Annotated in this window: 20 protein-coding genes and 1 pseudogene; 4 read left to right on the top strand and 17 right to left on the bottom strand. The window is 61.6% G+C overall.

Annotated features, from left to right (window positions below):
- Nucleotides 1-21: 21 nt before the first annotated feature.
- The 3 genes from VGO12_RS07690 to VGO12_RS07700 all read right to left on the bottom strand — a co-directional run bounded on the left by VGO12_RS07690 (nt 22) and on the right by VGO12_RS07700 (nt 4,851).
- Entirely contained in the window at nt 22-921 is a 900-nt protein-coding gene (locus VGO12_RS07690; protein WP_327512134.1) for an AraC family transcriptional regulator, read from the bottom strand.
- A 145-nt stretch (nt 922-1,066) separates the two neighbouring features.
- Entirely contained in the window at nt 1,067-2,656 is a 1,590-nt protein-coding gene (locus VGO12_RS07695; protein ID WP_327512135.1) for an alpha/beta hydrolase-fold protein, read from the bottom strand.
- Nucleotides 2,650-4,851, bottom strand: a complete 2,202-nt coding sequence (locus VGO12_RS07700; protein ID WP_327512137.1) for a TonB-dependent siderophore receptor — start codon at nt 4,849-4,851, stop codon at nt 2,650-2,652. Before VGO12_RS07700 ends, VGO12_RS07695 begins: the two co-directional genes overlap by 7 nt.
- Before the next feature lie 213 nt (nt 4,852-5,064).
- Between VGO12_RS07700 and VGO12_RS07705 the strand changes: the two genes are divergently transcribed.
- The 3 genes from VGO12_RS07705 (at nt 5,065) to VGO12_RS07715 (ending at nt 7,958) form a co-directional block, all read left to right on the top strand.
- A complete protein-coding gene (locus VGO12_RS07705; RefSeq protein ID WP_327512138.1) occupies nt 5,065-5,955 on the top strand; it encodes an AraC family transcriptional regulator in 891 nt (296 codons plus the stop codon).
- A gap of 162 nt (nt 5,956-6,117) precedes the next feature.
- The gene (locus VGO12_RS07710; protein ID WP_327512139.1) at nt 6,118-7,164 is read left to right on the top strand and encodes an iron ABC transporter permease; all 1,047 of its coding nucleotides are present in this window, start codon (nt 6,118-6,120) and stop codon (nt 7,162-7,164) included.
- The gene (locus tag VGO12_RS07715) at nt 7,161-7,958 is read left to right on the top strand and encodes an ABC transporter ATP-binding protein (RefSeq protein ID WP_327512140.1); all 798 of its coding nucleotides are present in this window, start codon (nt 7,161-7,163) and stop codon (nt 7,956-7,958) included. The genes VGO12_RS07710 and VGO12_RS07715 overlap by 4 nt, the downstream gene beginning before the upstream one ends.
- A 13-nt stretch (nt 7,959-7,971) precedes the next feature.
- On the opposite strand, the gene VGO12_RS07720 is transcribed toward VGO12_RS07715, so the two are convergent.
- The 8 genes from VGO12_RS07720 to VGO12_RS07755 form a co-directional block, all read right to left on the bottom strand.
- On the bottom strand, nt 7,972-8,985 hold the full coding sequence (locus VGO12_RS07720; protein ID WP_327512141.1) for an ABC transporter substrate-binding protein: 1,014 nt from the start codon (nt 8,983-8,985) through the stop codon (nt 7,972-7,974).
- Nucleotides 8,986-9,053: 68 nt separating this feature from the next.
- On the bottom strand, nt 9,054-11,114 hold the full coding sequence (locus VGO12_RS07725) for an alpha/beta fold hydrolase (protein WP_327512142.1): 2,061 nt from the start codon (nt 11,112-11,114) through the stop codon (nt 9,054-9,056).
- Nucleotides 11,108-13,585, bottom strand: a complete 2,478-nt coding sequence (locus VGO12_RS07730; protein ID WP_327512143.1) for a TonB-dependent siderophore receptor — start codon at nt 13,583-13,585, stop codon at nt 11,108-11,110. The genes VGO12_RS07725 and VGO12_RS07730 overlap by 7 nt, the downstream gene beginning before the upstream one ends.
- Nucleotides 13,586-13,695: 110 nt before the next feature.
- Entirely contained in the window at nt 13,696-14,637 is a 942-nt protein-coding gene (locus tag VGO12_RS07735; RefSeq protein ID WP_327512144.1) for a FecR family protein, read from the bottom strand.
- A gap of 65 nt (nt 14,638-14,702) precedes the next feature.
- Nucleotides 14,703-15,224: an RNA polymerase sigma factor gene (locus VGO12_RS07740; RefSeq protein ID WP_327512145.1), complete on the bottom strand. Its 522-nt coding sequence runs from the start codon at nt 15,222-15,224 to the stop codon at nt 14,703-14,705.
- A gap of 174 nt (nt 15,225-15,398) precedes the next feature.
- A complete protein-coding gene (locus VGO12_RS07745) occupies nt 15,399-15,899 on the bottom strand; it encodes a DUF3016 domain-containing protein (RefSeq protein WP_327512146.1) in 501 nt (166 codons plus the stop codon).
- A gap of 127 nt (nt 15,900-16,026) precedes the next feature.
- Nucleotides 16,027-17,448, bottom strand: a complete 1,422-nt coding sequence (locus tag VGO12_RS07750; RefSeq protein ID WP_327512147.1) for a hypothetical protein — start codon at nt 17,446-17,448, stop codon at nt 16,027-16,029.
- 71 nt (nt 17,449-17,519) lie between these two features.
- Nucleotides 17,520-18,752 carry an imelysin family protein gene (locus tag VGO12_RS07755; RefSeq protein WP_327512148.1) on the bottom strand — a complete coding sequence of 411 codons (1,233 nt, stop codon included), beginning with the start codon at nt 18,750-18,752 and terminating at the stop codon, nt 17,520-17,522.
- Between the two features lie 144 nt (nt 18,753-18,896).
- Here VGO12_RS07755 and VGO12_RS07760 point away from each other — a divergent pair, with 144 nt between their 5' ends.
- Nucleotides 18,897-19,562: a Fe2+-dependent dioxygenase gene (locus tag VGO12_RS07760; RefSeq protein WP_327512149.1), complete on the top strand. Its 666-nt coding sequence runs from the start codon at nt 18,897-18,899 to the stop codon at nt 19,560-19,562.
- A 77-nt stretch (nt 19,563-19,639) separates the two neighbouring features.
- Here VGO12_RS07760 and VGO12_RS07765 read toward each other — a convergent pair.
- From VGO12_RS07765 to VGO12_RS07790, 6 genes and pseudogenes are all read right to left on the bottom strand, one after another.
- Nucleotides 19,640-19,890 (bottom strand): annotated as a pseudogene (locus tag VGO12_RS07765) (type II toxin-antitoxin system RelB/DinJ family antitoxin); the annotation flags it as partial.
- A gap of 91 nt (nt 19,891-19,981) precedes the next feature.
- Complete coding sequence (locus VGO12_RS07770) at nt 19,982-20,788, bottom strand: ABC transporter ATP-binding protein (RefSeq protein WP_327512150.1); 807 nt, start codon at nt 20,786-20,788, stop codon at nt 19,982-19,984.
- Complete coding sequence (locus VGO12_RS07775; RefSeq protein ID WP_327512151.1) at nt 20,781-21,788, bottom strand: iron ABC transporter permease; 1,008 nt, start codon at nt 21,786-21,788, stop codon at nt 20,781-20,783. Before VGO12_RS07775 ends, VGO12_RS07770 begins: the two co-directional genes overlap by 8 nt.
- The gene (locus VGO12_RS07780; protein WP_327512152.1) at nt 21,785-22,774 is read right to left on the bottom strand and encodes an iron ABC transporter permease; all 990 of its coding nucleotides are present in this window, start codon (nt 22,772-22,774) and stop codon (nt 21,785-21,787) included. Before VGO12_RS07780 ends, VGO12_RS07775 begins: the two co-directional genes overlap by 4 nt.
- Nucleotides 22,775-22,801: 27 nt before the next feature.
- Nucleotides 22,802-23,719 carry an ABC transporter substrate-binding protein gene (locus tag VGO12_RS07785; protein WP_327512153.1) on the bottom strand — a complete coding sequence of 306 codons (918 nt, stop codon included), beginning with the start codon at nt 23,717-23,719 and terminating at the stop codon, nt 22,802-22,804.
- Nucleotides 23,720-23,774: 55 nt separating this feature from the next.
- Nucleotides 23,775-24,417, bottom strand: a 643-nt coding sequence (locus VGO12_RS07790) for a TonB-dependent receptor domain-containing protein (RefSeq protein ID WP_327512154.1), incomplete at its 5' end; no start/stop codon positions are given.

The following is a 24,417-nucleotide window of genomic DNA, read 5'->3' on the forward strand; positions in this document are numbered from 1 at the left end:
GCGATAAACCGGGCGGGATCCTCACGGTTGCCGGAGTTGCCGCATCCGCCGCCAAGCCGCCGGCGTTTCGCCAACGATCTGGCGGAAGACTTTCGTGAGGTGCGCCTGATCGGAAAAGCCGAGTTGGGCGGCGATGCTGGCAACGGGAAGATCACTTTCACCGAGCAACTGCTTCGAGAGCTCGACACGCTTCGAGAGCTGCCACTGCCAAGGCGTGGTGCCAGTCGTTTGCTTGAAGACATTGGCAAACCAGCTTTCCGATAGCCCAACGACGTCAGCCATGTCGGAGACAGACATGCGATAATCGCCAAGCGCGTCGGCATGCGAGATGAGCCGGTTCATCTGGGCCTGTGTTAGCCTGCCGTCGGCCCTTTCCTCACGATAGGCAGGAATATCCAGAAGCCCGGCGACGATGCTTCCTATCAGGCTCTCGGCATAGACTTCATGCTTGGAGGGGCTCCTGATCTCGTCGGCCAGCAGTTTCGCCAGCGCGTCGATTGCCGCCACGTTTTGAAGCTCGACCGGGCGGCGCAACGCCGACTGCGCGACCGAACTCCCGACCGACGGTGCCAGATAGCGTAACACCCGATCCTTATGGAGATGCAGATTGAGGTGGGAGAAGCTGTGTGCCCTTCGGCTCCCAGTCCACAAGGGAATACCGGCCGGAACATATACGGCGCGCGCCATGGGGCGCGAATTCCTTGTCAGATCGTTGTTGAGGTTCGAGATGCGGACATTCGGCGAGACGTCGTTGAAGAAGAACATGATGCGCGGATCGTCCGCGAGGTAGTAGCCGCTGGCACCGGCCTGGCTTTCCGCCTCCCAGAGAACGCTGACCATGCCATCATACTGACGCCATTGTACTGGTGCGGTGACCCGGATGCCGTCGGTTCTCCAGGACATTGAATGCCAGAAGCCCATTTTTCGATCAGCTCTTCCTCTTCAGGCGCCGGATGCCGTCACCGGCAGGGAATGCACTGACGCTGACGCCGTCACCACAGATCAGTAAGTTGACTCCAATTGTCATATTTTTCCGGATGTTTCAAGCCGGGCTTGCCGCGCGCATCTAGTGCCCGAACAGGATTTCCAGCCCGTCGGAAAAGGCACCGCGCCAGACAAGATAGTCGTGACCGCCTGCGTACTCCTTGAGCGTCACGTTGTAATTCTTGGCCGTAAGGACGTCGCGCAGATGCCGGTTGGTTTCGAGAATTCCGCCGACCGTATGCGAGCCTTTCGTCTCGAAAAGTCCTGCCGTGAGAAAGAAGCGGATTTCTCTCTGTGGTCCGGTCGCGACCTCCCAGGCCACGTGTTCGGCCTTGTCGGCGTCGGTACCGGGCGGGCTCCACCAGAAAGAACCCGACAGGCTCAGCACGTTGCCGAATGCCTCGGGATGGCGAAGGGCGACCGTTGCCGCGGCAAGGCCGCCATAGCTCGACCCGGCGAGAATGGTACGTCCCGGCGTTTGGATGATGTCGGTCCGGCGGACGACTTCCGGCAGCAATTCTTTCGCCATGAAATCGGCGAAGGCGGCATTACCGGCCAGTTCGCGACCGCGTGCCCGCCGGTCCGGGTTGGCGACGAAAACCGCGACAACAGGCGGAATACGCTTTTCGGCAATCATGTTGTCGAGGATCAGCGGCAGCGGAACTTTTGAGAGATACTCCCGAGCGTCGAAGACGAAGAGCAGGAGATTGTCCGCATTTCCTGGGTCGTAGGCGGGCGGCGTGTAGATCGTGATATCCCGTTCGTTGCCGAGCTTTTTCGCGGCAAGGCGAAAGTTGGACATCGCGCCCCTTTGATGACCGCGATCGACCACGAAGGGTTGTTCCGGGGCACCGGGCAATTCAAGGATCGAGTCCTGATTGAAGCGGTCGGGCGCCTCTGCAGGCCACAGTTTCCGGTTCAGCGGGTCGGCGGCGGCAGTTGCCAAAATCGCGACACGGCGATCGCGGTCGCTTCCGGGCAAATCCGGCACATCGAACGCCAGCTGGTAGGAAAGGCGCGTGTCGGCTGGCACGGAAAAGGTCTTGAACCAGACGTCCGTTTCGGCAAGCCGTTCCAGGTTCTCGTGGTCTCCGGATGGCGCTCCGAACATGCGAATGTTCTTCATCGCGCCTCGCCCGAGGAACGTCACGAGGGTTTGGCCGTCTGCCGCCTGCTCGACGAGGGGCGTACCGGTCGCTGATATCTCGTTCCAGAATGCTTCAGTCGTATCGCCCTGTTCGACCGCGGCCATCAGCTTGAGCATACGCGGGCTGACAGGCTGGCTTTTGGGGACCTTCTGCTCGCCGACTTCGACCCGATTGACGATCAACACCCGGGCTTCGGTCGCTGTTTCCGCCGTGATTTGCAGACGCTCGTCTTGTGAGCCGACGACGAACTGGAATTCGCTCTCGCCCTCGGCACGCTCAACAAGGCGACGAAGAGGGTTGCCGACGGCATCGACGAGTTCGACCCGAATACGGCCGCGGGTGACATTGAAAGTTCCTTTAATATAGTCGCCTTCGTTTGCATCAATGGCGAAAAGCCGGGTTTGTCCCGGCTCTTCGATGGCAATTATTTCAGCTTCTCCGCCCCTCAGGCGAGGTTCCGAAAACGCCTGCGTCGGAAAGTGCATCGCGACCATGACGAGCGTCAGAAAAATGCGTCTTACCATGAGACTTTCAGGCTCGCTGTGACAGACCGGCCGGTGCCGTAGAAGCACGCCCAGCGCGAAGCGCAGGAAGCGACATAATCCTTGTCGAAGAGGTTCATGGCGTTCACCTGCAGCTTGGTACCCTTGTAGTCGGGATTGATGGCGCCGAAATCGTAGCTGAGCGAGGCATCGAAAAGCACGACATCGGGCACCTGGTAGCTGTTGACGGCATCGCCCTGGCTTTCGCCGATATAGCGCACACCGGCACCAAGCCCGAGGCCTTCAGCGGCACCGTGCTGAACGTCATATTTCACCCAAAGCGACGCCTGGTCCTTTGGAACGCGCGCCGGCGCCTTGCCGATTTCGGCGCTTGCGGAGGATTCGGTAACCTCCTGGTCGATGTGGCTGTAGGCCGCGACAAGCGAAAGGCTCTCCGTCACCCGCGCATGGCCTTCGAGCTCGAAACCGCGTGAGCGGATCTCACCCGTCTGTCGTGCGTCATAGGGCGGGACGTCGGCATAGGTTATCGCGTTTTGCTGTGTCAGGTCGTAGTAGGAGGCGATCACCTGATAATCGGCATCCTCGGGCGCGTATTTCACGCCGATTTCGAACTGCTGTGCCGTCGTCGGATCGAACAGCGCGCCGGTCGCCGATGTCTGCAAGGTCGGCTCAAACGACGTGCTGTAGCTGACATAGGGTGCGATGCCGTTGTCGAAGTTGTATATCGCACCGGTGCGCCAGGTGAACCTCTCGTCGTCGTAGGCCGTCTCGCTCGAGGAAATATTGTTCGAGATGTCGGTCGACGCCCAGTCGTAGCGGCCGCCGAGAAGCAAGTTCAGCTTGCCGATTTCGACCTGCTCCTGCGCGTAGATGCCAAGCTGCCTGGCAGTCGTGTCGGTATCGGAGGTGGTGTTGAGCGCGATCGGCGGCAGGTTGCCGTACTCAGGGTTTGTCCAGTCGATGGAAGGAACGCCGCTGAAGTTGTAACCCCAGCGATAGTCCCGGTTGGCATGCTGGTAGTCGAGGCCGATGAGCGCCGTGTGCGATGCAGCACCCGTGTCGAATTCGGCCTGCAACTGGTTGTCGATGACGAACTGCCCGAGGTCTTCGATGCCGCCGCTTGCCATGCGTGTGATGGTCTTGCCGTCCGCTTGCAATGCGTTCCAGATCAGCGTGCGATAGTCCGTGTCGATCCGGGTGTAGCGGGCGTTCTGGCGGAAGGTGAAGGTGTCGTTCAATTCGTGCTCAAACTCGTAGCCGATCGAGGCCTGCCGACGCTTGGTGATGTCATAGTCCGGATCGCTGACCAGGAATTCCTTCGGGATGTGGCCGTAGGGCGTTGGATCGATCGTGCCCGCCTTTTCCATGAAATTGCGGTAGCCGGCCTTCGGATCGTTCTGGTGGATCGCGCTCACGGTGAGTGAGGTGCCGGCATCGGGCGCCCAGGTGAGCGACGGTGCGATCGCCACGCGCTCCTTCTCCAGGTAGTTCTCCTGGGTGTCGGCCTTCGAACCGGCACCGGTCAGTCGGTAGGAAAACGCCTCGTTACCGGGGACGGCGCCGCTGAAATCGAAACCGGTGAAAAGCTGTCCGTTCGTGCCAAAGCCAATCTCGACTTCTCTCAAGGGTTCGATCGTCGGCTTCTTGGAGACCAGGTTGATGATGCCGCCGGGGTTCGCCTGGCCGTAGAGCACCGACGACGGTCCGCGGATCACCTCGACCCGTTCAAGCAGATAGGGGTCGATTTGGCCAAGGGAGCCCGTGCCATAGGCAAGCCCATTGAGGTAACGCGGCACGTAGAAATAGCCGCGCAGGAAGGTTTCGTCATGCAGGTTGGAATCGCCGCGATATTCGGTGAAGACGCCTGCGCTGTAGCGCAACGCTTCGGCGACCGAACGCACCGCCTGGTCCTCCATCTGCTCACGCGGCACGACCGAAATGGACTGAGGCGTCTTGGCGATTGGAGTGTCCGTCTTCGTCCCCGCCCGGCTCTGCTTGGCGACGTAGCCATCGACCGGACCGTCCCCTTTTTCCCCGTGCGCCGTGATCTTTTCGAGCTGCGTCGCGCCTTCCGTCGAGGCGGCGTTTTGCGCCGTTGCCTCAGAGAGGGTCAAGGTGCTCGCTGTCGCAAGGAGCGCGACGAGAACCGCCCGATTGCCGGAAGTGTAGACGCGCGTCTTTGCCGCCCGTCCATGACTGGAAAGGATATGCTGCATTCAATCTGCCTCGACGTTTATGCGGCCCCCGCCGCAGGGTCGGATGCGACCCTTTTAAACTTGACTAATGTAGTCATATATATCTAAGTCTGGGGGACTGTCGACGGCGAGCAGCTTTTCCAAAACGGCAAAAAGTTTTGCGAAAAAGGCAGCGCGTTGACGGGTTCGCTTCTTCCACGGAAGGAAGACGGAAAGGGGTTCGGGGACACCATCATGAAGGAACGAAGGCTTGTCGCGGTCGATTATTTTCCGCGGCAGATCGATGTCGCCACGACGACAACCAGCGACCAGCCGGCAACCGCGCCGGTGCCTCACATTCGTGATCTTTCCCCACGGTTCCAGCTCTTCGTGTTCCTTTATGGCGAGCAGCAATTCTACATCGACGATATGCTTTTCGACATGAAAGCGGGCACCGGTCCCGCCTGCCAACCGATCGCACTGATCATGTGCCGCACGCGCCGCAGCGTGCTGACGCCAGTGCCGAAGGCCGGAAACCCACTGCGCAAGGTGATGATTTCGGCGCCTTTGCGATGGATGGAGGACCTGCGCATCGAGAAGGAGGCCCGTTCTCCCGAACTCAATTCGTTCGTCTCGGGCCACCTCAACCATTTCGTCTGGCGGCTGCAAAAGCACGCGATCCAGCTGGCCGAGGAGATCATCGAGCCGCCCTTCGCCATGACGCCTGAAATGCGCATCCTGTTTCAAAAGGCGCGGGCCATGGAACTCATGTGTCTGGCCTGCGGCGCGCTGGTGGAAGACGCCGGAAAACTGCCCTCAAAGCCCGCAATCAGCACGTTGCGCCAAAGCGAGCGCGTGCGCGACTACGTGCTCGAACACCTCTCGGAGCCGCTCAGCATCGATACGATCGCGCGTGAAACCGGTGCGAGCGTCAGTTCGGTGCAACGCCACTTCAAGGAACATTTCGGCATCACCGTGTTCGATTTCATCCGGCGTACCCGACTTGAACAGGCGCGCGACGCGCTGGAGCGGCAAGGCACGACGATCGCACAAGCAGCGTTCATTGCCGGCTATACGAGCACTGCCAATTTCACAACCGCCTTCAAGAAGACCTACGGCGTAACACCGCGTTACCGCCGCGCTTGAGCGCATCTACGGGCAGCTGCAACGGTCTCGCCGCGGTTTCCAAGACCCGCGCGATGCGACACCGCTAAGGAAGCCCAAAACCAGGGCGAAAACGTCTTGTCTTGCAAAGGTGAATGCGGCACTTAAGATAATAAGATTCAAAGGATTAGCGGGAGAGAACATATGGAAACGAGCGTCATCGACGCGATTGCCGAAAGGCAACGCCGTCAGCTCGCGATCCGTCTTTTAATCGTGTTCGCCCTGGCCGTTCTTTGCGTCGCAACGGCGATCGCGGACGTTCTGACTGGCCCGTTTCAGCTGGGCTTGGCCGACGTCTTCACAGCGGTGTTCGAACCATCCTCGCTCGACAAGCGGATCCTTGTGGTCGTCCAGGACGTAAGGTTGCCACAGGCGGCAACGGCCGCGCTCGTTGGCGCGGCACTCGCGGTCGGCGGCGTCGAAATGCAGACGGTGCTCGACAATCCTCTTGCCGACCCTTTCACCTTTGGTATCTCCGCGGCTGCCTCGTTCGGCGCCGCCGTGGCGATCGTGGCAGGCCTGACGATCCCGTTCGTTTCCATCGGATGGATCGTGCCGGCCAACGCCTTCGTTTTCGCGCTTGCATCGGTGCTGATCGTACAAGCGATCGCCCGCTTTCGCGGGCGGTCCACCGACACATTGGTCCTCGTCGGCATCGGCCTGATCTTCACGTTCAATGCGATGACCGGGATGCTGGAATATGTCGCAAGCGAACAGGCGCTGCAGCGGTTCGTATTCTGGAGCATGGGCAGCCTGACGGCGACGGACGGCACGCGGACAGTGCTGCTTGCGCTGCTTCTTTGCGTGACACTGCCCTTCTCGTTCATGGCGTCACGGGCACTGACTGCGCTCAGGTTCGGCGAAGATCGCGCCCAGAGCTTTGGTGTCAACGTGCAGCGACTTCGGTTCTGGGCACTGTTTCGTGCCAGCCTGCTTGCTGCGGCCACCGTATCGGTCGTCGGTTCGATAGGTTTTGTCGGGCTGGTTGGCCCCCATGTCGCCCGCCTGCTGATCGGCGAGGACCACCGCTACTTTCTACCCGGGGCAGCACTCGTCGGCGCGATCATCATGTCGGCTTCGGCGCTGCTCGCCAAATCGGTCGTTCCAGGTGTCGTGCTTCCGATCGGCATCGTCACCTCGCTCGTCGGCCTGCCGGTGTTCTTCACGCTGATCTTGAGGTCGAGCCGATGATCGACGCCGACCTCATGCTCGAAAACGTGACCGTTGGCTATCGGTCGCGCCAGATCATTCGCAAACAGACGTTTCTTCCCTTCAAGGCAGGGGCAATCTCCGCACTTGTCGGGCCGAATGGCGCCGGCAAATCGACGCTGCTTCGAGCGATCGCTGGCCTGGTGCCATCGACCGGTGAACTGCGCATCGGGCAGACGCTGCTTTCGTCGCTCGATTTCGAGGAACGGGCGAGGCTCGTCAACTACATGCCGCAAGCGCTGCCAGCGAATGTCGCGATGACCGCGATCGATTCCGTCACCGCGGCCTATGCGATTTCCCGTCGCTCCGCCGGGTCGCGAGAAGCGATCACGCACGCGGCCGAGGCGCTTGCGCGCGCGGGCATAGCGGATCTTGCCTTCGAACCGATTTCGAGACTATCGGGCGGTCAGCGCCAGATGGTTGCGTTCGCCCAGGCGATGGTGCGGGAGCCCAAGGCCTTCCTCTTTGATGAGCCGACCAGCGCACTCGACCTGCATCATCAGGTCGCGGTGATGCGGATCATGCGATCGCTCGCCGAGGCCGGCCACGCCGTCGTGGTCGTGCTGCACGATCTTGCGCTTGCGGCGCGCTGGTCCGACCATATGGCGGTGATCTGCGGCGGCTCGCTCGTCGCTGAGGGCAGGCCGGGCGACATTATCTCGCAACAGCTGCTTGCGGATGTCTACGGGGTCGATGCTTCGGTCGGGCTCTGGCATGGCGCCCTGCAGATCGCGGTAAAGGACCTGGCGCCGGCATCGATGAAACGGCACGGCTAATGCCGCACCCTCCTCAAGGCAATGACACCAGGACGGTACCGGGGAGCGGTAGTGCTGCGAAGCGGTCGTTGATTTCTGCCAGCGTCAGCTCCGGGTCGATCGTTAAGCGAAAGTCCGGATGGAACCAGACCGCCATCGCTTCGAGCGCAACGAGGCTGTAGGGCGTGGCCAGAAGCTGATGCCAGATGCCATGGTAGCGCCGGCCATTGTCGGCGACGCTGTCGAAACCTCGGCGTCTGGAAAGCGCACTCAGCGACGCCTGCGATGTACGAAGATCCACACCGGGCCCGATCGCCAGCCCGTCGCCGACGCCGACCGTCCCGCTTCCGGTGGCGACGATGACATCCGGACTGGTCTGTAGCAGGAAATCCAGGCTGACCTGGCCCGTTGCCCCGGGAACCAGCGAACGCGCAACATTGTCCCCGCCTGCGCGCTCGATGTAGTTCGCGCTGCTGCCAGGCGTCCAGCAGCAGTCGGCTGAATTGGCATGCGCTTCGACCAGAACCTTCGGACGGTCCCGCACACCCGATACCAGCGTTTCGAGACGCCGAACGCGTTCGTCGTAGAAAGCCAGAAACGCACCGGCGCCAGCCTGCCGTTCGAATAGCGTTCCAAGGATTGATATCGCCGCCTTGATATCGGTGCCCGCTGGCATCGCTTCCTCCGGCCCCGTGATGAAGACGACCGGAACGCCCGCCGCCTCGAGCTGCCTGACAGCGATATCGTCGGGCGAAAAACCACCGCTGAAAATCGCCACATCCGGATCGAGCGTCAACGCTCTCTCGACCTGGAAACCGCTCGCGTTCGGATCGCCAAGATCGGCGATGGCATCGATCTCCGGATGGTCTTGGCGGATCGCGTCTGCGAACCCCGCATCGAGACGGCGCCGGCCCCCCCAGCCGACAAGGCTTTCTAAAGGGCGTTCGTGCACGAGCGACAGAGACAGGAGATCGATGCTGTCCCCAAGGACGACCCGCACCGGATTACGGTCAAGGCGCACCTCGCGTTGATAGGCGTCCACAAGCATCCGTGCTTCAGCTTGCGCCGCCTTGGCAGGAAAGAAGAGGAGCGCGGTTAAGAAAAGGACAACCGTTCTCATTCGTCTATCGCCCATTCTGCGAACGCATAGAGCCGGGCGGCCTTGGCGAGTTCGGCATAACGACCAGCGACACCGCCGTGCCCGCCAATATCAAGCCGTGTTTCGATGAGGAAAGGTCCCCGAGCGGGCGCCGCATGACGAAGGCGCGCGATCCACTTGGCCGCTTCCCAATAGGGAACCCGCGCATCCCGCACGCTCGCGGTTGCAAGCACCGGCGGATAGGCCTTGCCGTCGACGAGCTCATAGGGGCTGTAGCGCGCAATCAGATCGTAGTCTTCGACGTTGTGTTTCGGATCTCCCCATTCCGCCCGCTCCGGTCTGGTCAAAGGCAGTGAATAGTCGAGCTGGCTGTTGAGCACATCGACGAACGGTACCTCTGAAATCACTGCGCCGAAGAGATCGGGGTTCTGCTCCAGGGTTGCCGCGACCAGAAGGCCGCCGGCCGATATCCCATGGGCGACGATGCGTCCGGGCGTAGCAATTCCCGCCTCGAGCAGCTTGCGGGCTGCGGCCGCGAAATCGTCGAAGGAGTTCTGCTTGAACGCCCCCCTTCCCTGTTCGTGCCACTGGTGTCCCTTCTCGCCACCTCCGCGTACATGGGCGATCGCATAGGTCCACCCGCGGTCGACAAGCGCGAGCTCACAAGGATCGAACCAGGGGCCAACCGAATGCCCGTAGGCGCCGTAGCCGTAGAGGAGGACCTTGCCGTCACGTGGCAGGTCAAGGCGACGCAACAGGCTGATGGGTACGAGAACACCATCGGGGGCTGCAGCCTCCAACTCCAGCGTCTCATAGAGTTTGTCGTCGAAGTTTGGCGCTTCGCGTTGCCACAGTGTCTCGGTTGCCCCAGTCTGCGGATCGTGGGCCATCAACGTCTGTGGCAGGACATGTGACCAGCACCGAAACGCGATTGTCGTCGCACCCGGCTCGACGTCATGCTCCAGGCTCACTGCCGCTCCCGCCGGTAACGAGACAACGGAGACGCCAATCCTGTCCTGCCCGATGACGAGCAGGCGATACTTCATCCCATGCTTTTCCAGAATGGCCAGGTTCGCGCCATAGGGCCTGAAATCTTCCACCGCGGTCGTCTGGCCGTCGCCAAGAAACTCACGCCAGCCGGCAGCACCTTCGCCCAACCTGCCCTGCATCAGCCGGAAATCGGAGCGCTCAAGGTTCGTTCGGACAAGCAGTGAACCAGCCCAATCCTCCACCTCGTAAAACACGCCCGCCCGGCGGGGCTCGACGCATGTGGGCGGAGCGGTCGGATCCGTGCCATCGACAAGCCAGACCTCGCTACAGGCATCGTTGAAGATGTTGATCGCGATGAAGGACCGCGAGGCTGTCCTCGTGACCCCGAGGAAGAAGGCGGCATCGCTTTCCGCATAGACGAGCCGCCGTTCGGTCCCGTCGAGAGCAGCCATCCACACCCGGTCCGGATGGCCATCATCGTTGCGCGTGACATAGAAGACCCAGTTCGCGCAGGGCGAAAGCACGAACCGGCCCGTGGTATTTGCGATCGGCGGCCGGCTTGCACCCGCGCCGATGCGCTCGATATGGATCGTGTAACGCTCGTCTCCGGATGTGTCTTCAGCCCAGGCATAATAAGCGCCGTCATCGCTCGGCTTCGCGCCGACGGACGCATAATAGGCGTGGCCTCTGGCGCGCAGCGGCTCGTCGAGCAGCAATTGCACGTCGTCACCGGAACGCCGGGTGTGCCGGGCGTGCTCGGCGCCCGGGTCGTACGCCTCCTCATAAAGCCAGCTTCCGCGCCGCTTGGCTGGAGCCGACATGTATGATGCCGTGCGCGCGACCATGGCGGCGAAAAGCTCCCGCTCGCTCGACGCTGCTTCGCCGAGAAGCTCACTTGCATAACGGTTTTCATCTGCAAGATGCGCGCGGATCTTTTCATCGAGGGCGCCGTTTCCGGCAACGACATCGCGCCAGTTGGTAGCGCGCAGCCATTGGTAGGGGTCTAAACGATGGCGGCCATGGGTCTCATGCCGCACGTCGTGGCGGGCAGCTGCGGGCGGCGCAATCGGACGGCGATGTTTCACCATGTGTAGCGCAATGTCCCGAACACGGTGCGCCGCTCGCCATACTGGCACCAACCCTCGTCGCACGATGCCACATAGTCCTCGTCGAAGAGGTTGTGCACATTGAGGGATGCCTTGAGGCCCACCAACTCCGGTTTCGTCTCGCCGAAATCGTAAGAAACGGCCGCATCGACAAGCGTGTAGGCCGGTACCTTCAGCGTGTTGGCGTTGTCGGCGAAGGTCGATCCGACGTAGCGAACGCCGGCGCCAACGGCCAGGCCCTCAAGTCGGCCGCCGAGGAACGTATGGTTCAGCCAAAGGGAGGCCGAGTGCTCGGGCACGGCGTTCGGTCGCTTGCCGAGGAAGCCGTCCTCGTCGCGGGTCTTCTCAACGTCCCAGTAGTTCGCCGCGGCGGCTATATCCCAGCCGTTGTCGAGGCTTGCCTGCGCCTCGATCTCAAGTCCGCGGCTTCGGATTTCGCCGGTCTGCGCCGAGCAGTCCGGGGTGCCGTCGCAAAGGTGCGTCGGATCGGGGTCGGTGGTCGTGACATTCTGCTTTGTCAATTGGAACGCCGAGATGGTGATCGATGCGTCGATCTCCGGGGGCTGATACTTCACGCCGACTTCATATTGCTGGCCCTCGGTCGGCTTGAACGGACGACCCTTCCAATCCTCGCCATAGGCTGGCTCGAACGACGTCGAATAGCTGACATAGGGCGCCAGACCATTGTCGAACACCTTGACCAGCCCTACGCGCCATGACGGCGCGTCGGCGTTGGTGACCGAGCGTTCGCCCTCGCCCGTATCAAGGTCCGTTCGAAGCGAATTCTCGCGTGCCCAGTCATAGCGCGCACCGATCATCAGGTGCCAATCCTGCCAGCTCATCTGGTCCTGGACGTAGACCCCCTTCTGGGCGTCCACGAGATCCGTGGCGATCGCGAGTGCCGGATCGGCGATCGGCTGAGAATTGTCCGGGTTCAGATAGTCGATCGGCGGCACGCCCGTATCGTAGCGGCTCCAGCTGCGGTCCGCCGACAGCCGCCGGTAGTCGAAGCCTAAGAGCAACGTGTGTTCGATCGGTCCGGTGTCGAGCGAGGCCTGCAGTTGGGTGTCGGTCGACAGGCCGGTCCAATCATGGAACATGATCATCGCCGCCCGGTCCAGGAGCGTGCTCTGAGGATCGCTGTAGTCGTTGAAGCCCCACACACTGATCTCGCGCGTGGTAGCGCTGAACTTCTGATAACGCACGTTCTGACGGATCTGGATACCGGAATCGAATTCGTGCTCGAATTCGTAGCCGACATGCGCCTGCTTTCTCGAGAATTCAGACCAGTCCTTGTCGCCGTCATAGAAACTCGACGGAACCTTCGGCTTACCCGGCAACAGGGTGCCGAGGGTCTCAAGCGTCACGAAATTGAACTGCGAGGGGTCGTTGTGATAGCTGCCGTGGAGCGTCAGCGAGGTGGCGTCGTCCGGTGTCCATTGGATCGAAGGCGCGATCGCAAGGCGTTCGTCCGTGCTGAAATCGATCCAGGTCTCCGCGTATCGGCCAAGCCCGGTCAGGCGATACTTGAGCGCTCCCTCGTCATCGAGCGGACCGCTGAAATCGAAGCCGGCCTGGATTTTTTTGTGCTGACCGAACTGCAACTCCACTTCCCGGAACGGTTCGTCCGTCGGCCGTTTCGACACCATGTTGATGAAGCCACCGGGGTTTGCCTGGCCGAACAGCACCGATGAGGGTCCCTTGAACGCCTCCACCCGCTCAAGAAGGTAGGGATCGACCTGTGTCGAGATGCGCCCGTCGCGGACGATCTTCAGGCCGTCGAGATAGTCCGCATAGCTTGCAAGGCTCGCAAAACCGCCGAAGCCGCGCACGAAGACGCTGTCGTAGCGCGTCTGTGCGCCGGCCGTGCCGGTCAGGACACCCGCGGAATACCGAAGCGCTTCCGAGACGGTTTGCGCACCCTGGGCGTTCATCTGATCCCGGCCGACGACAGAGACGGCCTGCGGCGTCTCGATCAACGGTGTATCGGTCTTGGTTGCCGTCGCACTTCGGTGCGCGACATAGCCTTTGAAAGGTCCTCCTGCCGTTTCGCCTGCGCCGGTTGCGATGATCGGCTGCAGGCGCGTCGCTCCGTCTGGCTCGATCGCCCCGGTTTGGATCCCACCGTCACCTGCAGGAACAATCCTGACGCTGTCGTTGCCGGTTCTGAGGAACCCGAGGTCGGTGCCTTGAAGCAGAAGTTGAAGGGCCGCATCGCCGGTCATCTCGCCACGAACGGCCTTCGAGGTCTTGCCCGACGCGTGTTCGGAACGGACAAGCACTTCAATGCCGGTCTGGCGCGAAAACGTGATGAGTGCAGACGCCAAAGCCTGCGAGGGGATGTCTGTCTGATGAAGGACAATCTCACTGCCGCTCGCCTGCTGCGAGGCGACCGGTGACGACATGAGGACAGTGCTTGCAAGCAGCACCGCCGCAATTCCCCTTAGATACATTTCGAACTCCAAATCGGCTTCCAGAGCGCTCGGCGAGCGGGCGCCGCTTGGGGCACCGAAGCTAAAGACGGAGCTGGGTGGGAAAACAATTAGTCGGCGCGACGAAAAAATTACTGGCGCGCAAGGACCGTCAGCACGCCTGGAATGGTGTAGACGCGCAGCCCGAGACCGTCTGCGATCTTTGCGATCACTTCGTCGGGATCGCGCGCATCGAAGACCGCGGTCAATCGTTCCTGCGCGAGATTGGCGCCGGCAATCTCTATCCGCCCGCGCTTGTAACGCTTCAGATCCTTGATGATTTCGGAGAGCTGCACATCGCGATAGACAAGTCGGTCGCGCCGCCAGGCCTGGATCGCTTCGATGTCGGCCGGCATTGGCGCGCTCAAGCCAGACGCTCCGTAGCGCACCATATCGCCTGTCCCGATCCTGACGGCGCCACCATCGGCGGTCACCTCGACCGAATTGTGGGCCACGGCAACGCTGACGTCCTCTTGGATATCGACGTTGAACTCCGTTCCCAGCACCCGGATCTCGCCTTCACCGGCGCGAACCTCAAAGGCGCGAGAGGCATCCTTCGCCACTGTGAAATAAGCCTCGCCGCCCAGCAACACGACCCGCCTCGACCGGTCGTCGAAGTCGAGGTCCATTGCGCTGTCTGGCCCGAGCTCGACAGCCGAGCCATCCGGAAGCGAAATGGTCGCGCGCGCGCCGATCCCCGTCCTGTAATCAGCGAACGGATGCTGCGGAAGCACCAGCCAGGCGACGGCGATCAAGAGTGGAACGGCGGCAGCGACCCTGCGGACAGACATACGCTTGCGACGCCCAAGCGCCACGCCGCCCCGCCCCCCGCCTGGCACGACAGTGTGCGGCGCAAGAAGATCGAGATCAGACCACAGACGTTCAGCATCACGATAGGCGCGCTCATGGGCTTCTGAACGATTTCGCCACTGCTCGAACGAGGAGCGAACCTCTTCGGTGATCTCGTCATCGCGCATGACGACGAACCATTCAAGCGCCTCTTCGTCGAGGCTTTCATCCCGTTCACCGGCCATGATCACACCTGATTTCAGGATCTGTGCAACCGGTGACGTCAGGGCAATGTCGACAGTTCGGTATTTCAGATTGTAGCTTCATCGCCAGCCCGCAAACGCGACCGCAAAAGTCCGAGCGCCTTTACCATATGCACCATGACCGTATTCTTCGCTATGCCGAGCCTCTCTGCGGTCTCCTGGTAGCTCAGACCCTCGAACTTGTGAAGGAAGAGAACTTCGCGGCTCCTTGGTGGCAGCATCTCGATCGCCCTGGACAACGCCTCAATCTGCTCGCGCATCACAAGCGTGGCGTCTGCCAGGGGTGCGGGATCGCGCAACTTTTCCTGCTCGAGCTCGTCGACGCCAATGGTCTCGCCCGCGCGTCGCTCGGCGCGGACGATGTCCACTGCGGCGTTGCTGACGCTGCGGCGCAGGTAGCTTCTGAGGTCTCGGATCCCCGCGAGTTTCGCGGCCAGAAGCCGCAGAAAGGCGTCCTGCACCGCGTCGGACGCCGTTTCCGCGCTCATGCCGCGACGTATCAGCATTCGCCGCATGCGCTGATGCTCATCGACATAGAGCGTCGCTAGTTCGGAAAGGTCGATCGTCATGTCCCACGAGGCTGCCGGCGATGGTCTGAGCTCGCCGCACAGGTCATTCAGCCTCAGCAGCGCGGACACGTTTTCGCCACACTATCCGCCCGCGTCAAGATAACCTTCGTAAAATAGTCAAGATTTATCGAGTGAGGATCGCTCGTGAGCATCAACGCTCGCGCATTGCCGTTATCAGCGTGTTGCAGGCTGAAGCTTGACGAAACGCTTGCGGAACCAGTCGCGCAGCATTTCCTTTTCATAAGGGTGGCTCTCCATCGCGGAACGGCCTGACGAGTTCCAGAGATAGTTCAGGTCACTGACCACCTCTTCGCCCTGCGCCAGAACCCTTCCCCCTTCCGTGAGCTTGTACCGCAGCTTGATCCTCGGCGGGGTCGAATCGCGAAGAATGCGCACGTCATCGAAATAGGGGCGCCACGGTTCGTACTGGCCAGCAAGTCTCACATCCAGAACGTCGATCTTCAGCGCCTGCCCCTTCTTCAAGTAGCGCGCCGCGAGTTTCTCGAAATAGCCGCGAAACTCGGAGATCAGGCGATTGCGCTCGCTCAAGCTGCGGAAATCGGGATCCCGGAACTTTTCGGGATGGACAAAGTCGACAGACACGGACGCATTCGCGGCGACGCCAAAAAGCATCGCGAAGATTACGGCAAAGGCAAAGCAGGTTGCACAGCGCATGGCAGCCTCCATCGATTATCGAAAATGTAGTCCGAAAGCCCGCCAACTCACGGACAAAGCGGGCGATGTGCGACGACCGCAAGCATCGTCGCACATCCGGCGCGCCCATGATAACCGGCCCGAAGCGTCAGCCTTTGATCTCAAGCACGACGAGGCGCGCTCCGCCTTTGTTGTTGTTGGTCGTGAGCGCAACATGCTTGCCGTCCGGCGCGACCGCGGCACCAAAGAACTGGGCCGACAGTTTCTGGTTCGGGAGTTCGATGATGCCGTCTTTCCCGATCGAAGTGTCGGGTTTGCCTGAGGCGTCAAGAACAACCACTGCGGGGATACCGCCGAAATACCCGACATGCATCGTGCGATCGCCCGGCAACGGGACGAGCATTCGCCCCCGATCCTCGACGGACGGCTTGCCTGCGCCCTCGCTCTGGATCGCCTGCAGGCCGCCGTTACCCCAATTGGTATCGAGCACCTTGCCGGACACCCGGAACGAAACGATATCGGGCCCCTCCGTCGTCTTGAAGCCAAGTTTCGAGGCAACACCTTCACCGGTCGCGCCGCCATAGCCGGTGGTGACATAGCTTCCGTCTGAGAGTTTCACCGCAGCGTAGCACTCGGCAAAACCGCCGTCGCCGACGAAGGGGTTGAACACCGCAACGCCCGGTGTCGGCTTCAGACCTACCGCATCGGCCGACGACTGCGGGCTGACGAAGCCGCCGAAGTCGGGATCGGGCGTGCCATCGGGCTTTAGTCGGATCAGGATGACGTGGTTTCTGAGCGTGTCACCCAGGTTGGTGTAGCCGGCACTGACAAGCGCACCATCGGGCTCAAGCGTGACCCGTCGTCCGCCTTCTGCAAAGGACTGGGCCGAATGATAGGTGAACGGTTTTCCGCCATTGAACGATGGATCGGGGCTGCCGTCCGCCGCAAGCAGCCGGACGATGTATCGATCCGCATCGGTTCGCCCCGATCCGTCCGGCGCCGAACCGTGACCCGCGACAACAAGCTTCTCGTCGCCGTTCGAATTGTCGACCTTGAGATCCCAAGCGGTATCCGCGGGCGGCGACTCGACACCCGGAAAGCTGTCGTTCTTGGCGTTTGGCCAGCCGAACACGACCTCTACGGCGCCGGTGTCGCCGCCCCATCCGGCTTTGGATGCGCCCTTGGAATCGAAACGAACGAGATAGACCGAGCTGCCCTTGCCGTCCTCGGACGCATTGACTGCTGCCACGACGTCGCCATTGGCGAGCGGTGCGACGGCGAGCGATTGTTCGACCTTTCCGGACGCAATATCGATTTCGGCGAAACCATCCTCTCCGAAGCTTAGGTCAGGCGCGCCATCGGCGTTGAACCGCCCGACGACAACGGCCGTTTCCTTCTCGACGTCGCCGCGATGTCCGGAGACGTAGATTTTGCCGTCGGCGCCATAGGCAAGCCCGCGGAAATCGTTCGCCTTGTCGGTCGTGAAATCAACAAGCGGCGTGCTCTCCTGGGCCAAGGCCGTTCCGGTCATAGCGATAGCGCTGAGCGCTATGAGACTGCGAGCAAACATCGATCTCCTCCTGTTGATTGTACGCTGATGATTTCCGTGTTTCGGGAAGCCGATGGCGAAACCGCCAGGAGCTACATTCCAGGGATGACGACGAGCACGCCGAGCCGGTTCGCGGCCTGGCGAAGATCGGCGGCAAGATCGGTCAGGGAACGCGCAGCCGCTTCGGCCGTCGCCCGCTCGGCACTCCTCGGCGCGGGCGTCAAGAATCGCTGATAGGGCGCGTCCATAGCTGCCAATGCGGTCTCTGCCCGCTCGAAGCCGTCGGTGAGTTTCTTTGCTAACGCCGCATCGGTTGCGTCGACGAGACGGTCCAGCCCGCTTTCGAAATAGACAAGCCTCGCCCCTTCAAAGGAGGTGCGGTTGTCGAGCTCCGACGTCCCGCTGAACGGCGACGGTTGGAAATTGCGGTTTGCCGGAAACAACCCGGCGCCGATGCGGCGAAGCGGCAGTTCGTAGCCGACTAGCACCGCCATGCCGTTGAACGCACGCCCCATAGCGTTGCGCTTGTCCATGGAGTTGAGCGACGCGCGATAATTGTTGTTGCCCGGCGACCACGCCGCCGCGAGAAGGCCGAGATCATTGCTGAGAAGCCTGGCGACCGATGCCGCATATTCGCCGCGGCGAGAGCCGAGCGGGCCTTCGAAATCGGCAGCGGCGGCCTCGCCGTCAGCCCCCCAGAGCAGGAACTCGAGGACGTGCAGACCGGTGGTGATCTTGACCGGTGCTTCCGCCTTGTTGAGCCGAGCGAGCGAGCGGAAATCCAGGGCCTGAGAAGGCTCGGCAATGAGACCTTCGATGACGGCGGGGTCCACCGGCCAGCCGTTCAGCCGCGGCAGCGGGCCCTCGGGTCCGTCGACGGGTCCGCCGTAAAAGAGGAAAGCCTCGCTAAGCAGATAGTCCGCGCGTGCTGCGAGCCAGGCGGCTTTCGCCTCCTTGAGCGTCGCGACCGACGGCGAATGTCGCAGGGTATCGATCGCCGTCTTCAGGTTCGATGCTGCATCCCGTGCTGCCATATAGGTTCTGGAGACCAGATCGGCATAGGCCGATATTTGGCGTGAGGCGTCATAGCCGAAGGCATTGGGGTCATTGTTCGCAAGCCGAAACTCGGTGATCGTGCCGAGCACGGATCCACCGCCCTCGCCCGGCCCGCCTTCGCCGGATGCTTCTGCCTGGGCGACGAGAACCGCCGCCGGCGAAGCCGTCCGAACGTCCGCGCGCGCCGGAGCGATATCCGTTTCGGTTGTTTGACGGGCATTCGCCATGTCATGAAGACCCGTGCCGCCGACGAGCAGGGTCGTGCTCAATCCGATCCAAATGCGAGTCCGTCGCTGCACGAGACCCTCGACGTCGTTTGGTTCATGACTTGCCGAAATATTATCAACGGGTAAAATAACTGAGAAAACGAGTCAACATTTATCGGCGCCCCGAGAGCGGTTGGAGCTTCCTGTATGATCCTGTGCATCGGCGACGTTCTGGACAGCGCGGCGCTGGTTGAATTGCGCGACACCATTGCAAGCGGGGTGTTTGTCGATGGCGTGCTGACCTCGGGCTGGGCGTCGAGGCTTGTCAAGAACAACGAACAGCTGGGCGCAGGACCTGCCCTCGAGGCCGCTCAAAAGATCGTGATCTCGATCCTTTCAGTCAACCCGGTGTTCTCGGCCGGCGTCCAGCCGCGCCGTTTTGCGCCGCCGCTTTTTGCCCGATACATACCCGGCATGCAGTTCGGGACCCATATGGATAACGCCGTGATTGGCCCCGACCATTTGCGTACGGACGTTTCGGTGACGCTCTTTCTCTCCGATCCTGACGACTATGACGGCGGTGAACTGGTGATGGAAAGCAACTCCGGGGAGGCCGCCTACAAGTTGCCGGCCGGCTCCGCGATAGCCTACCCGACAACAATGCTGCACCGGGTCGAGCCTGTAACGCGCGGCGTGCGCGAGGTTGCGGTGACATGGGTCCAAAGCCTCGTCCGCCGCGCCGATCAACGTGAGATCCTCTTTGATCTCGATCGGGTCGGACACGCCATCTTCGAAAGAGAAGGCAAATCCGAAGCATTCGATCTCATCAACAAGTCGACCGCAAATCTGCGACGCATGTGGGTGGATTCGTGATCGAGAACGTCGACGGGAGATGGCGATAATATTCTCGGCGCGCGGATCCTCGATGTACATCGAGCTTTTGAAGCGTCGCGATCGCCCGCTCCTGCTTTACGCGCAGCCGCCTTCCGGCGCTTGCGGAAGCGCGCTCAGCGTCGGTATCCTCACAGTCGGGTCGCGTGTCCTCAAGAGCCTGCAACACCTTGGCGCGAAACTAGGCATCGTGGACCAAAAGGATTCGCACGGCATCCGAAACCGTTAGACCCATGTTCTGCAGCACTGCAGTAGCACGGTCGCGAATGTCGGGATCAATTCGCGTTTGAATGAGTGCATTCGAAACCATCGCTAATCTCCTTCACTGAATTCAATGCAATGCGATTGCATGACAGAATCCAGTCAGGATCAGGACGTTGCAGACGATACATTAAGCGATCCTAACCTGCACCTTGTCGAGCGAGTGGAACGCATAGCGGACCACCGTGTACAGGGTGGGGAATGACCAACGACTCGACCCCGAACACCGTCCTGATCAAATCGGGCCGCAGCAGTTCCGCCGGCCGCCCAGCGGCATGAATGCTCCCATCGACAACGGAGACGATGTGGTCGGCATAGAGCGCCGCGTGGTTGAGATCATGGACCACCATGACGATCGTTCGCCCTTGATCCCTGTTCAGCGACCTTAGAACCTCGAGCACCTCCAACTGGTGCGCCATATCGAGATAAGTCGTCGGCTCATCAAGGAGCAGAATTGGCGTTTCCTGGACGAGCGCCATCGTGATCCATGCCCGCTGGCGTTGACCACCGGAGAGCCGGGGCAGATTGGTGTTAGCCAACGGCAGAAGATCGGTGACAGCCAGTGCCCATTCGATAATCTCCTCGTCGTGCCCCGAGAGCCGGGAGAGAAGATGGCGGTGCGGGTGGCGGCCGAAGCGGCAGAGCTGGCGTACGGTGAGGCCATCGGGAGAAACCGGGTTTTGCGGCAGGAGCGCCAGCGTTCTTGCAATCGTTCGGTTGGACAAGGCCGCAATCGACTGACCGTCGAGATAGACGGTCCCGGCCGAAGGACGGATCGCGCGGGCGAGTGTGCGCAAGAGCGTCGACTTGCCACTGCCGTTTGCGCCGATCAGTGCCGTGATCCGGCCGTCCGGGATGGTGACGTCGACGTCCTTAAGGACCGTCGTCTGGCCGTAGCCGACCGTGAGGTTCCTGCCGTAGAGCCGGGCTGGATGGTGTTCAATCATGTCGGCTCTTTTCCTTAGACAGCAGGAAGACCAGGTAGGGACCACCGATAACGGCTGCGACGATGCCGGCGGGGATTTCGTTCGGAAGCGCAACAACGCGCCCGGCAAGATCGGCGATCGACAGTGCGAGCGCGCCGAGAAGAGCGCTTACGGGAACCAGGTGCCGGCTGCGCGGCCCAACCAATAGGCGGGCAGCATGCGGCGCGAGCAGCCCGAGGAAACCCATGCTGCCGACGGCTGCGACCGCGCCGCCAGTCAGAAGAACCGAGACGACGATCAAGCCACCGCGAAGCCAGGGCGGCGCAAGTCCGATACTCGTCAATGTGTCGTCGCCGAAGCCACCGGCATCCAGCCTTCCGGCCGCAATCACGACCACTGGCAGGCAGAGAAGAAGCCAGAGTGAAAGTGCGGCGACATCGGCGCCGGTGCTGCCATAAACGCTGCCAGCCAGCCAGACCATGGATTGGTCGGCCCGGCTGGGGAAGAGAACCATGGCATACTGGATCAGCGCCTGCGCGAACATGCCGAGAGCAACGCCCGTGAGCGCAAGCGCCGTCGTGCTGCCACCGAACCGTCGACCGATTGCAAGCAGGGCCGCAGCCCCGATAAGGGCACCCGCCATCACACCAAGCGGTATCGCCCAGGCAGACCAGGCCGGAGGCGCCAACAGCCCTGCGGAAAAGGCGCCGAGCCCCGCCCATTTCGTGATACCGACGACGTCGGGAGAGGCGAGCGGATTGCGCAGCGCCCCCTGGAGAAAGACCCCGGCGAGACCGAAGGCGGCTCCTGCAAGGATGCTGATTGCAACGCGCGGTAGCCGGTACTCCGTGACGATGAAGGCATTCTTGCCGCCACCGAAGGCTTCCAGCACCTGGCTGAAGCTCAAGTTGACCGCACCGATCATGATGCCGAAAAGCGAGACCAGACCGAGCAAAAGCAGCATGGCCCCGCCGACCACGAAAGCACGCCGGTCCTCATGGTGTTCGTGCGTATCCTTCATCTGGCTCTCCGGCCATAAAGGATTGCGAGAAAGGCTGGAGCCCCGATGAGCGCGGTCACCACGCCGACAGGCATTTCAGCCGGAAAGACAACGATGCGCCCGACGAGATCGGCCGTACCGAGCAGGAGCGGTCCGACGATTGCGGAAAGCACGAGGACAACCGCCATATCCCCGCCCGCAAGCCGGCGAACGACATGCGGAACGAGCAACCCGATGAAACCGATCGGCCCGCATACCGCTACGGCCGATCCTGCGAGCACGACGACCAGCATAGCCGCGACGCCGCCGGTGTATCGGGCATTCTGCCCGAGCGAGAGGCCGGTCGTCTGATCGAGCGCGAGAACGCCGAAGTGACGGGCACCGGCAAGCGCGAGCCCGCCGCCGATCAGACTGAAGGGCAGGATCAGCCAGACCTTCGGCCATTGCGCTGCACTGAGAGAACCTGCGAGCCAGTAGACGATGTCCTGTGCGGCATTGTTGGCGATCAGGATCGCCTGCACGAGTGCCGACAGCACAAGCTGAATGGAGACGCCGGCAAGCGCGAGCTTCAATTCGTTCATCACGCGCGATACGGACAACGCCCACATAGCGAGCCCAACCCCGGCGGCACCGGCAAAGGCGGGCCCGACGGTGCCTGAACCTTTGAGCGAAGGAAAGGCGATGAGACAGGCGACGATGGCGAGCGAGGCGCCGGCGTTGATGCCAAAGGTTTGCGGCGAGGCAAGCGGGTTGCGTGTCAGCGTCTGGATCAGGACCCCGGCAATTGCGAGGTTTGCGCCAACAAGCATTGCCAGAACGGCCCGCGGCAGGCGGACATCCCAGACAAGCGCGGCTTCGGGCGAAGCATCCGGAAAAAACAGCAGCCACAGGGCGTGGCGGATCGAAAGGCCGGATGCGCCGAACGATACGGCGGCGATCAGCACGCCAACCAGGAGCAGAAGACAAAGCGCCGCAATCAGAACGGGATGGCGCGCACGATCCGTCATTCCTTCTCCATCATTGCCGGGCGGCGCTCATTTGGCATCATAGACTTTGGCGAGAACTTCACCGGCGATCATCTCCGCAGTTTTGAGGCCACGGAACCGGGAAAACTGATTGCGACCAACCTCGAAGACCATCTTGTTCCTGACGGCCGGGATGGCATTCCAGACGGCGTTGTCCTGCCATTGGTCGAGGACGGTACCGCCCGGATCGGTGGCGACCAGCAGAATATCGGGAGCGACCGAGACGAGCCGCTCCAGGCCGGCGCCACTTTCAACGGCATCGCTCGATTCGATCGCGGGCGTCAGTCCCATGGCCTTGAACACCGAACCGGTGAAGGAGGCGGAGGTATGCAGGCTCATGGAGTCCGGCGTGGCGACAGCAAGCAAGATCCGCCGCTTTTCGCCCTTCGGGATATGCGCAACGAGGGCGGCGATCCGCGCCTCATGCTCTGCGAGCGCCTGTTCGCCTCGGGCCTTGTCGCCAAGCGCATCGGCGATGGTGACGACCGAAGTCTTGATGGTCTCGTAGTCCCCTTCCCAACTGTTGAGCACGATGGTTGGGGCGATGGAGCCAAGCTGCTGATAAATGGCCGAATGCCTGATTTCGTCAGCGATGATCAGATCCGGCGCCAGATTGCTGATCAGTTCGAGATTGGGTTCGAGGCGGGTGCCGACGGAAGCATAGTCGATTGTCTTGCCGAGCAGTTGCTCGATGCGTTTCGTCTGATTGTCGTCGGCGATGCCGGCCGGCACAACGCCGAGCGCGTCGAGCGCCTGGACGAAGGAGAATTCCAAAGCGACGACCTTTGTCGGCTTGCCGCTCAGTTCCGTCGTGCCAAGCCGATGCTCGATGGTGCGCGGTCCGTCCTCGGCCTTGGCAAAGGGGGCCCCGGCTAAGGCCGCAGTCACGATGGCGAAGCTGAAGGCGCGGCGGGTCAGGCTGCTCATTGGCTTATCCGATTCCTGGTAGTCTTGCTGCTCCGGACTGGCGCAGCGCTGTTGATCAGAACGCGACCGACGCATTGACGAAGAAGGTCCGCGGCTGCCCGACGAACTTGCCACCATTGTTGTCTGTTGAGCGTGTAAAGTATTCCTTGTCGAGAAGGTTTTTGACGCCGAACGCAAGTTTCGGGGCATTTTCCTGGTCTTCCGGCTGATAGGCCAACCGAAGGTTCACCGTTCCATATCCCGGGATGTCGCCGAGACGCCCGGTCGCATCCTCGTCTTCCACGTAGGGCGCACCCTCGGCGGCATTGCCGGGCGAGCGCTGCTTCGATTGGGCCGACAGATCGGCGTTGAACACCCAGTCCTCGTAGCGGTAGCTTGCGCCGACCGTGCCGAAATGGCGAGAATAGAAAGGCAGGTCCCGACCGGCGAAGGGGCCAGCTTCGTAGGTGGCCTCGGTATAGGTGTAGTTCGCATAGAGCGACAGGCCGTCGAGCGTGTTGCTGAGGCTGCCCAGATCATAGCGGGCCGCCGCTTCGACGCCCTGGTGCTTGGTGGCGCCGAGATCGGTCCACAGCCCCTCGCCGACGATGTTGCGGCTCAGATAGAGTTCCTGGTCGAAATCGATGAAGAAGGCGGTCAACTCGCCACTCAGGGCATCGCCTTCGTAGTGGGTGCCGATTTCGTAGGTCTTTGCCTTT

It is taken from the genome of Ensifer sp., from assembly GCF_035999135.1.
Lineage (GTDB): Bacteria > Pseudomonadota > Alphaproteobacteria > Rhizobiales > Rhizobiaceae > Ensifer.

Excerpts from the sequence above, each read along its gene's own strand:
- VGO12_RS07780 (WP_327512152.1), bottom strand. The coding sequence starts at position 22,774 with ATGACGGATCGTGCGCGCCATCCCGTTCTGATTGCGGCGCTTTGTCTT.
- VGO12_RS07700 (WP_327512137.1), bottom strand. The coding sequence starts at position 4,851 with ATGCAGCATATCCTTTCCAGTCATGGACGGGCGGCAAAGACGCGCGTC.
- VGO12_RS07725 (WP_327512142.1), bottom strand. The coding sequence starts at position 11,114 with ATGGTGAAACATCGCCGTCCGATTGCGCCGCCCGCAGCTGCCCGCCAC.
- VGO12_RS07775 (WP_327512151.1), bottom strand. The coding sequence starts at position 21,788 with ATGAAGGATACGCACGAACACCATGAGGACCGGCGTGCTTTCGTGGTC.
- VGO12_RS07735 (WP_327512144.1), bottom strand. The coding sequence starts at position 14,637 with ATGGCCGGTGAACGGGATGAAAGCCTCGACGAAGAGGCGCTTGAATGG.
- VGO12_RS07785 (WP_327512153.1), bottom strand. The coding sequence starts at position 23,719 with ATGAGCAGCCTGACCCGCCGCGCCTTCAGCTTCGCCATCGTGACTGCG.
- VGO12_RS07720 (WP_327512141.1), bottom strand. The coding sequence starts at position 8,985 with ATGCTTGTGGACGCCTATCAACGCGAGGTGCGCCTTGACCGTAATCCG.
- VGO12_RS07695 (WP_327512135.1), bottom strand. The coding sequence starts at position 2,656 with ATGGTAAGACGCATTTTTCTGACGCTCGTCATGGTCGCGATGCACTTT.
- VGO12_RS07705 (WP_327512138.1), top strand. The coding sequence starts at position 5,065 with ATGAAGGAACGAAGGCTTGTCGCGGTCGATTATTTTCCGCGGCAGATC.
- VGO12_RS07770 (WP_327512150.1), bottom strand. The coding sequence starts at position 20,788 with ATGATTGAACACCATCCAGCCCGGCTCTACGGCAGGAACCTCACGGTC.
- VGO12_RS07740 (WP_327512145.1), bottom strand. The coding sequence starts at position 15,224 with ATGACGATCGACCTTTCCGAACTAGCGACGCTCTATGTCGATGAGCAT.
- VGO12_RS07750 (WP_327512147.1), bottom strand. The coding sequence starts at position 17,448 with ATGTTTGCTCGCAGTCTCATAGCGCTCAGCGCTATCGCTATGACCGGA.
- VGO12_RS07710 (WP_327512139.1), top strand. The coding sequence starts at position 6,118 with ATGGAAACGAGCGTCATCGACGCGATTGCCGAAAGGCAACGCCGTCAG.
- VGO12_RS07745 (WP_327512146.1), bottom strand. The coding sequence starts at position 15,899 with ATGCGCTGTGCAACCTGCTTTGCCTTTGCCGTAATCTTCGCGATGCTT.
- VGO12_RS07760 (WP_327512149.1), top strand. The coding sequence starts at position 18,897 with ATGATCCTGTGCATCGGCGACGTTCTGGACAGCGCGGCGCTGGTTGAA.
- VGO12_RS07715 (WP_327512140.1), top strand. The coding sequence starts at position 7,161 with ATGATCGACGCCGACCTCATGCTCGAAAACGTGACCGTTGGCTATCGG.
- VGO12_RS07690 (WP_327512134.1), bottom strand. The coding sequence starts at position 921 with ATGGGCTTCTGGCATTCAATGTCCTGGAGAACCGACGGCATCCGGGTC.
- VGO12_RS07730 (WP_327512143.1), bottom strand. The coding sequence starts at position 13,585 with ATGTATCTAAGGGGAATTGCGGCGGTGCTGCTTGCAAGCACTGTCCTC.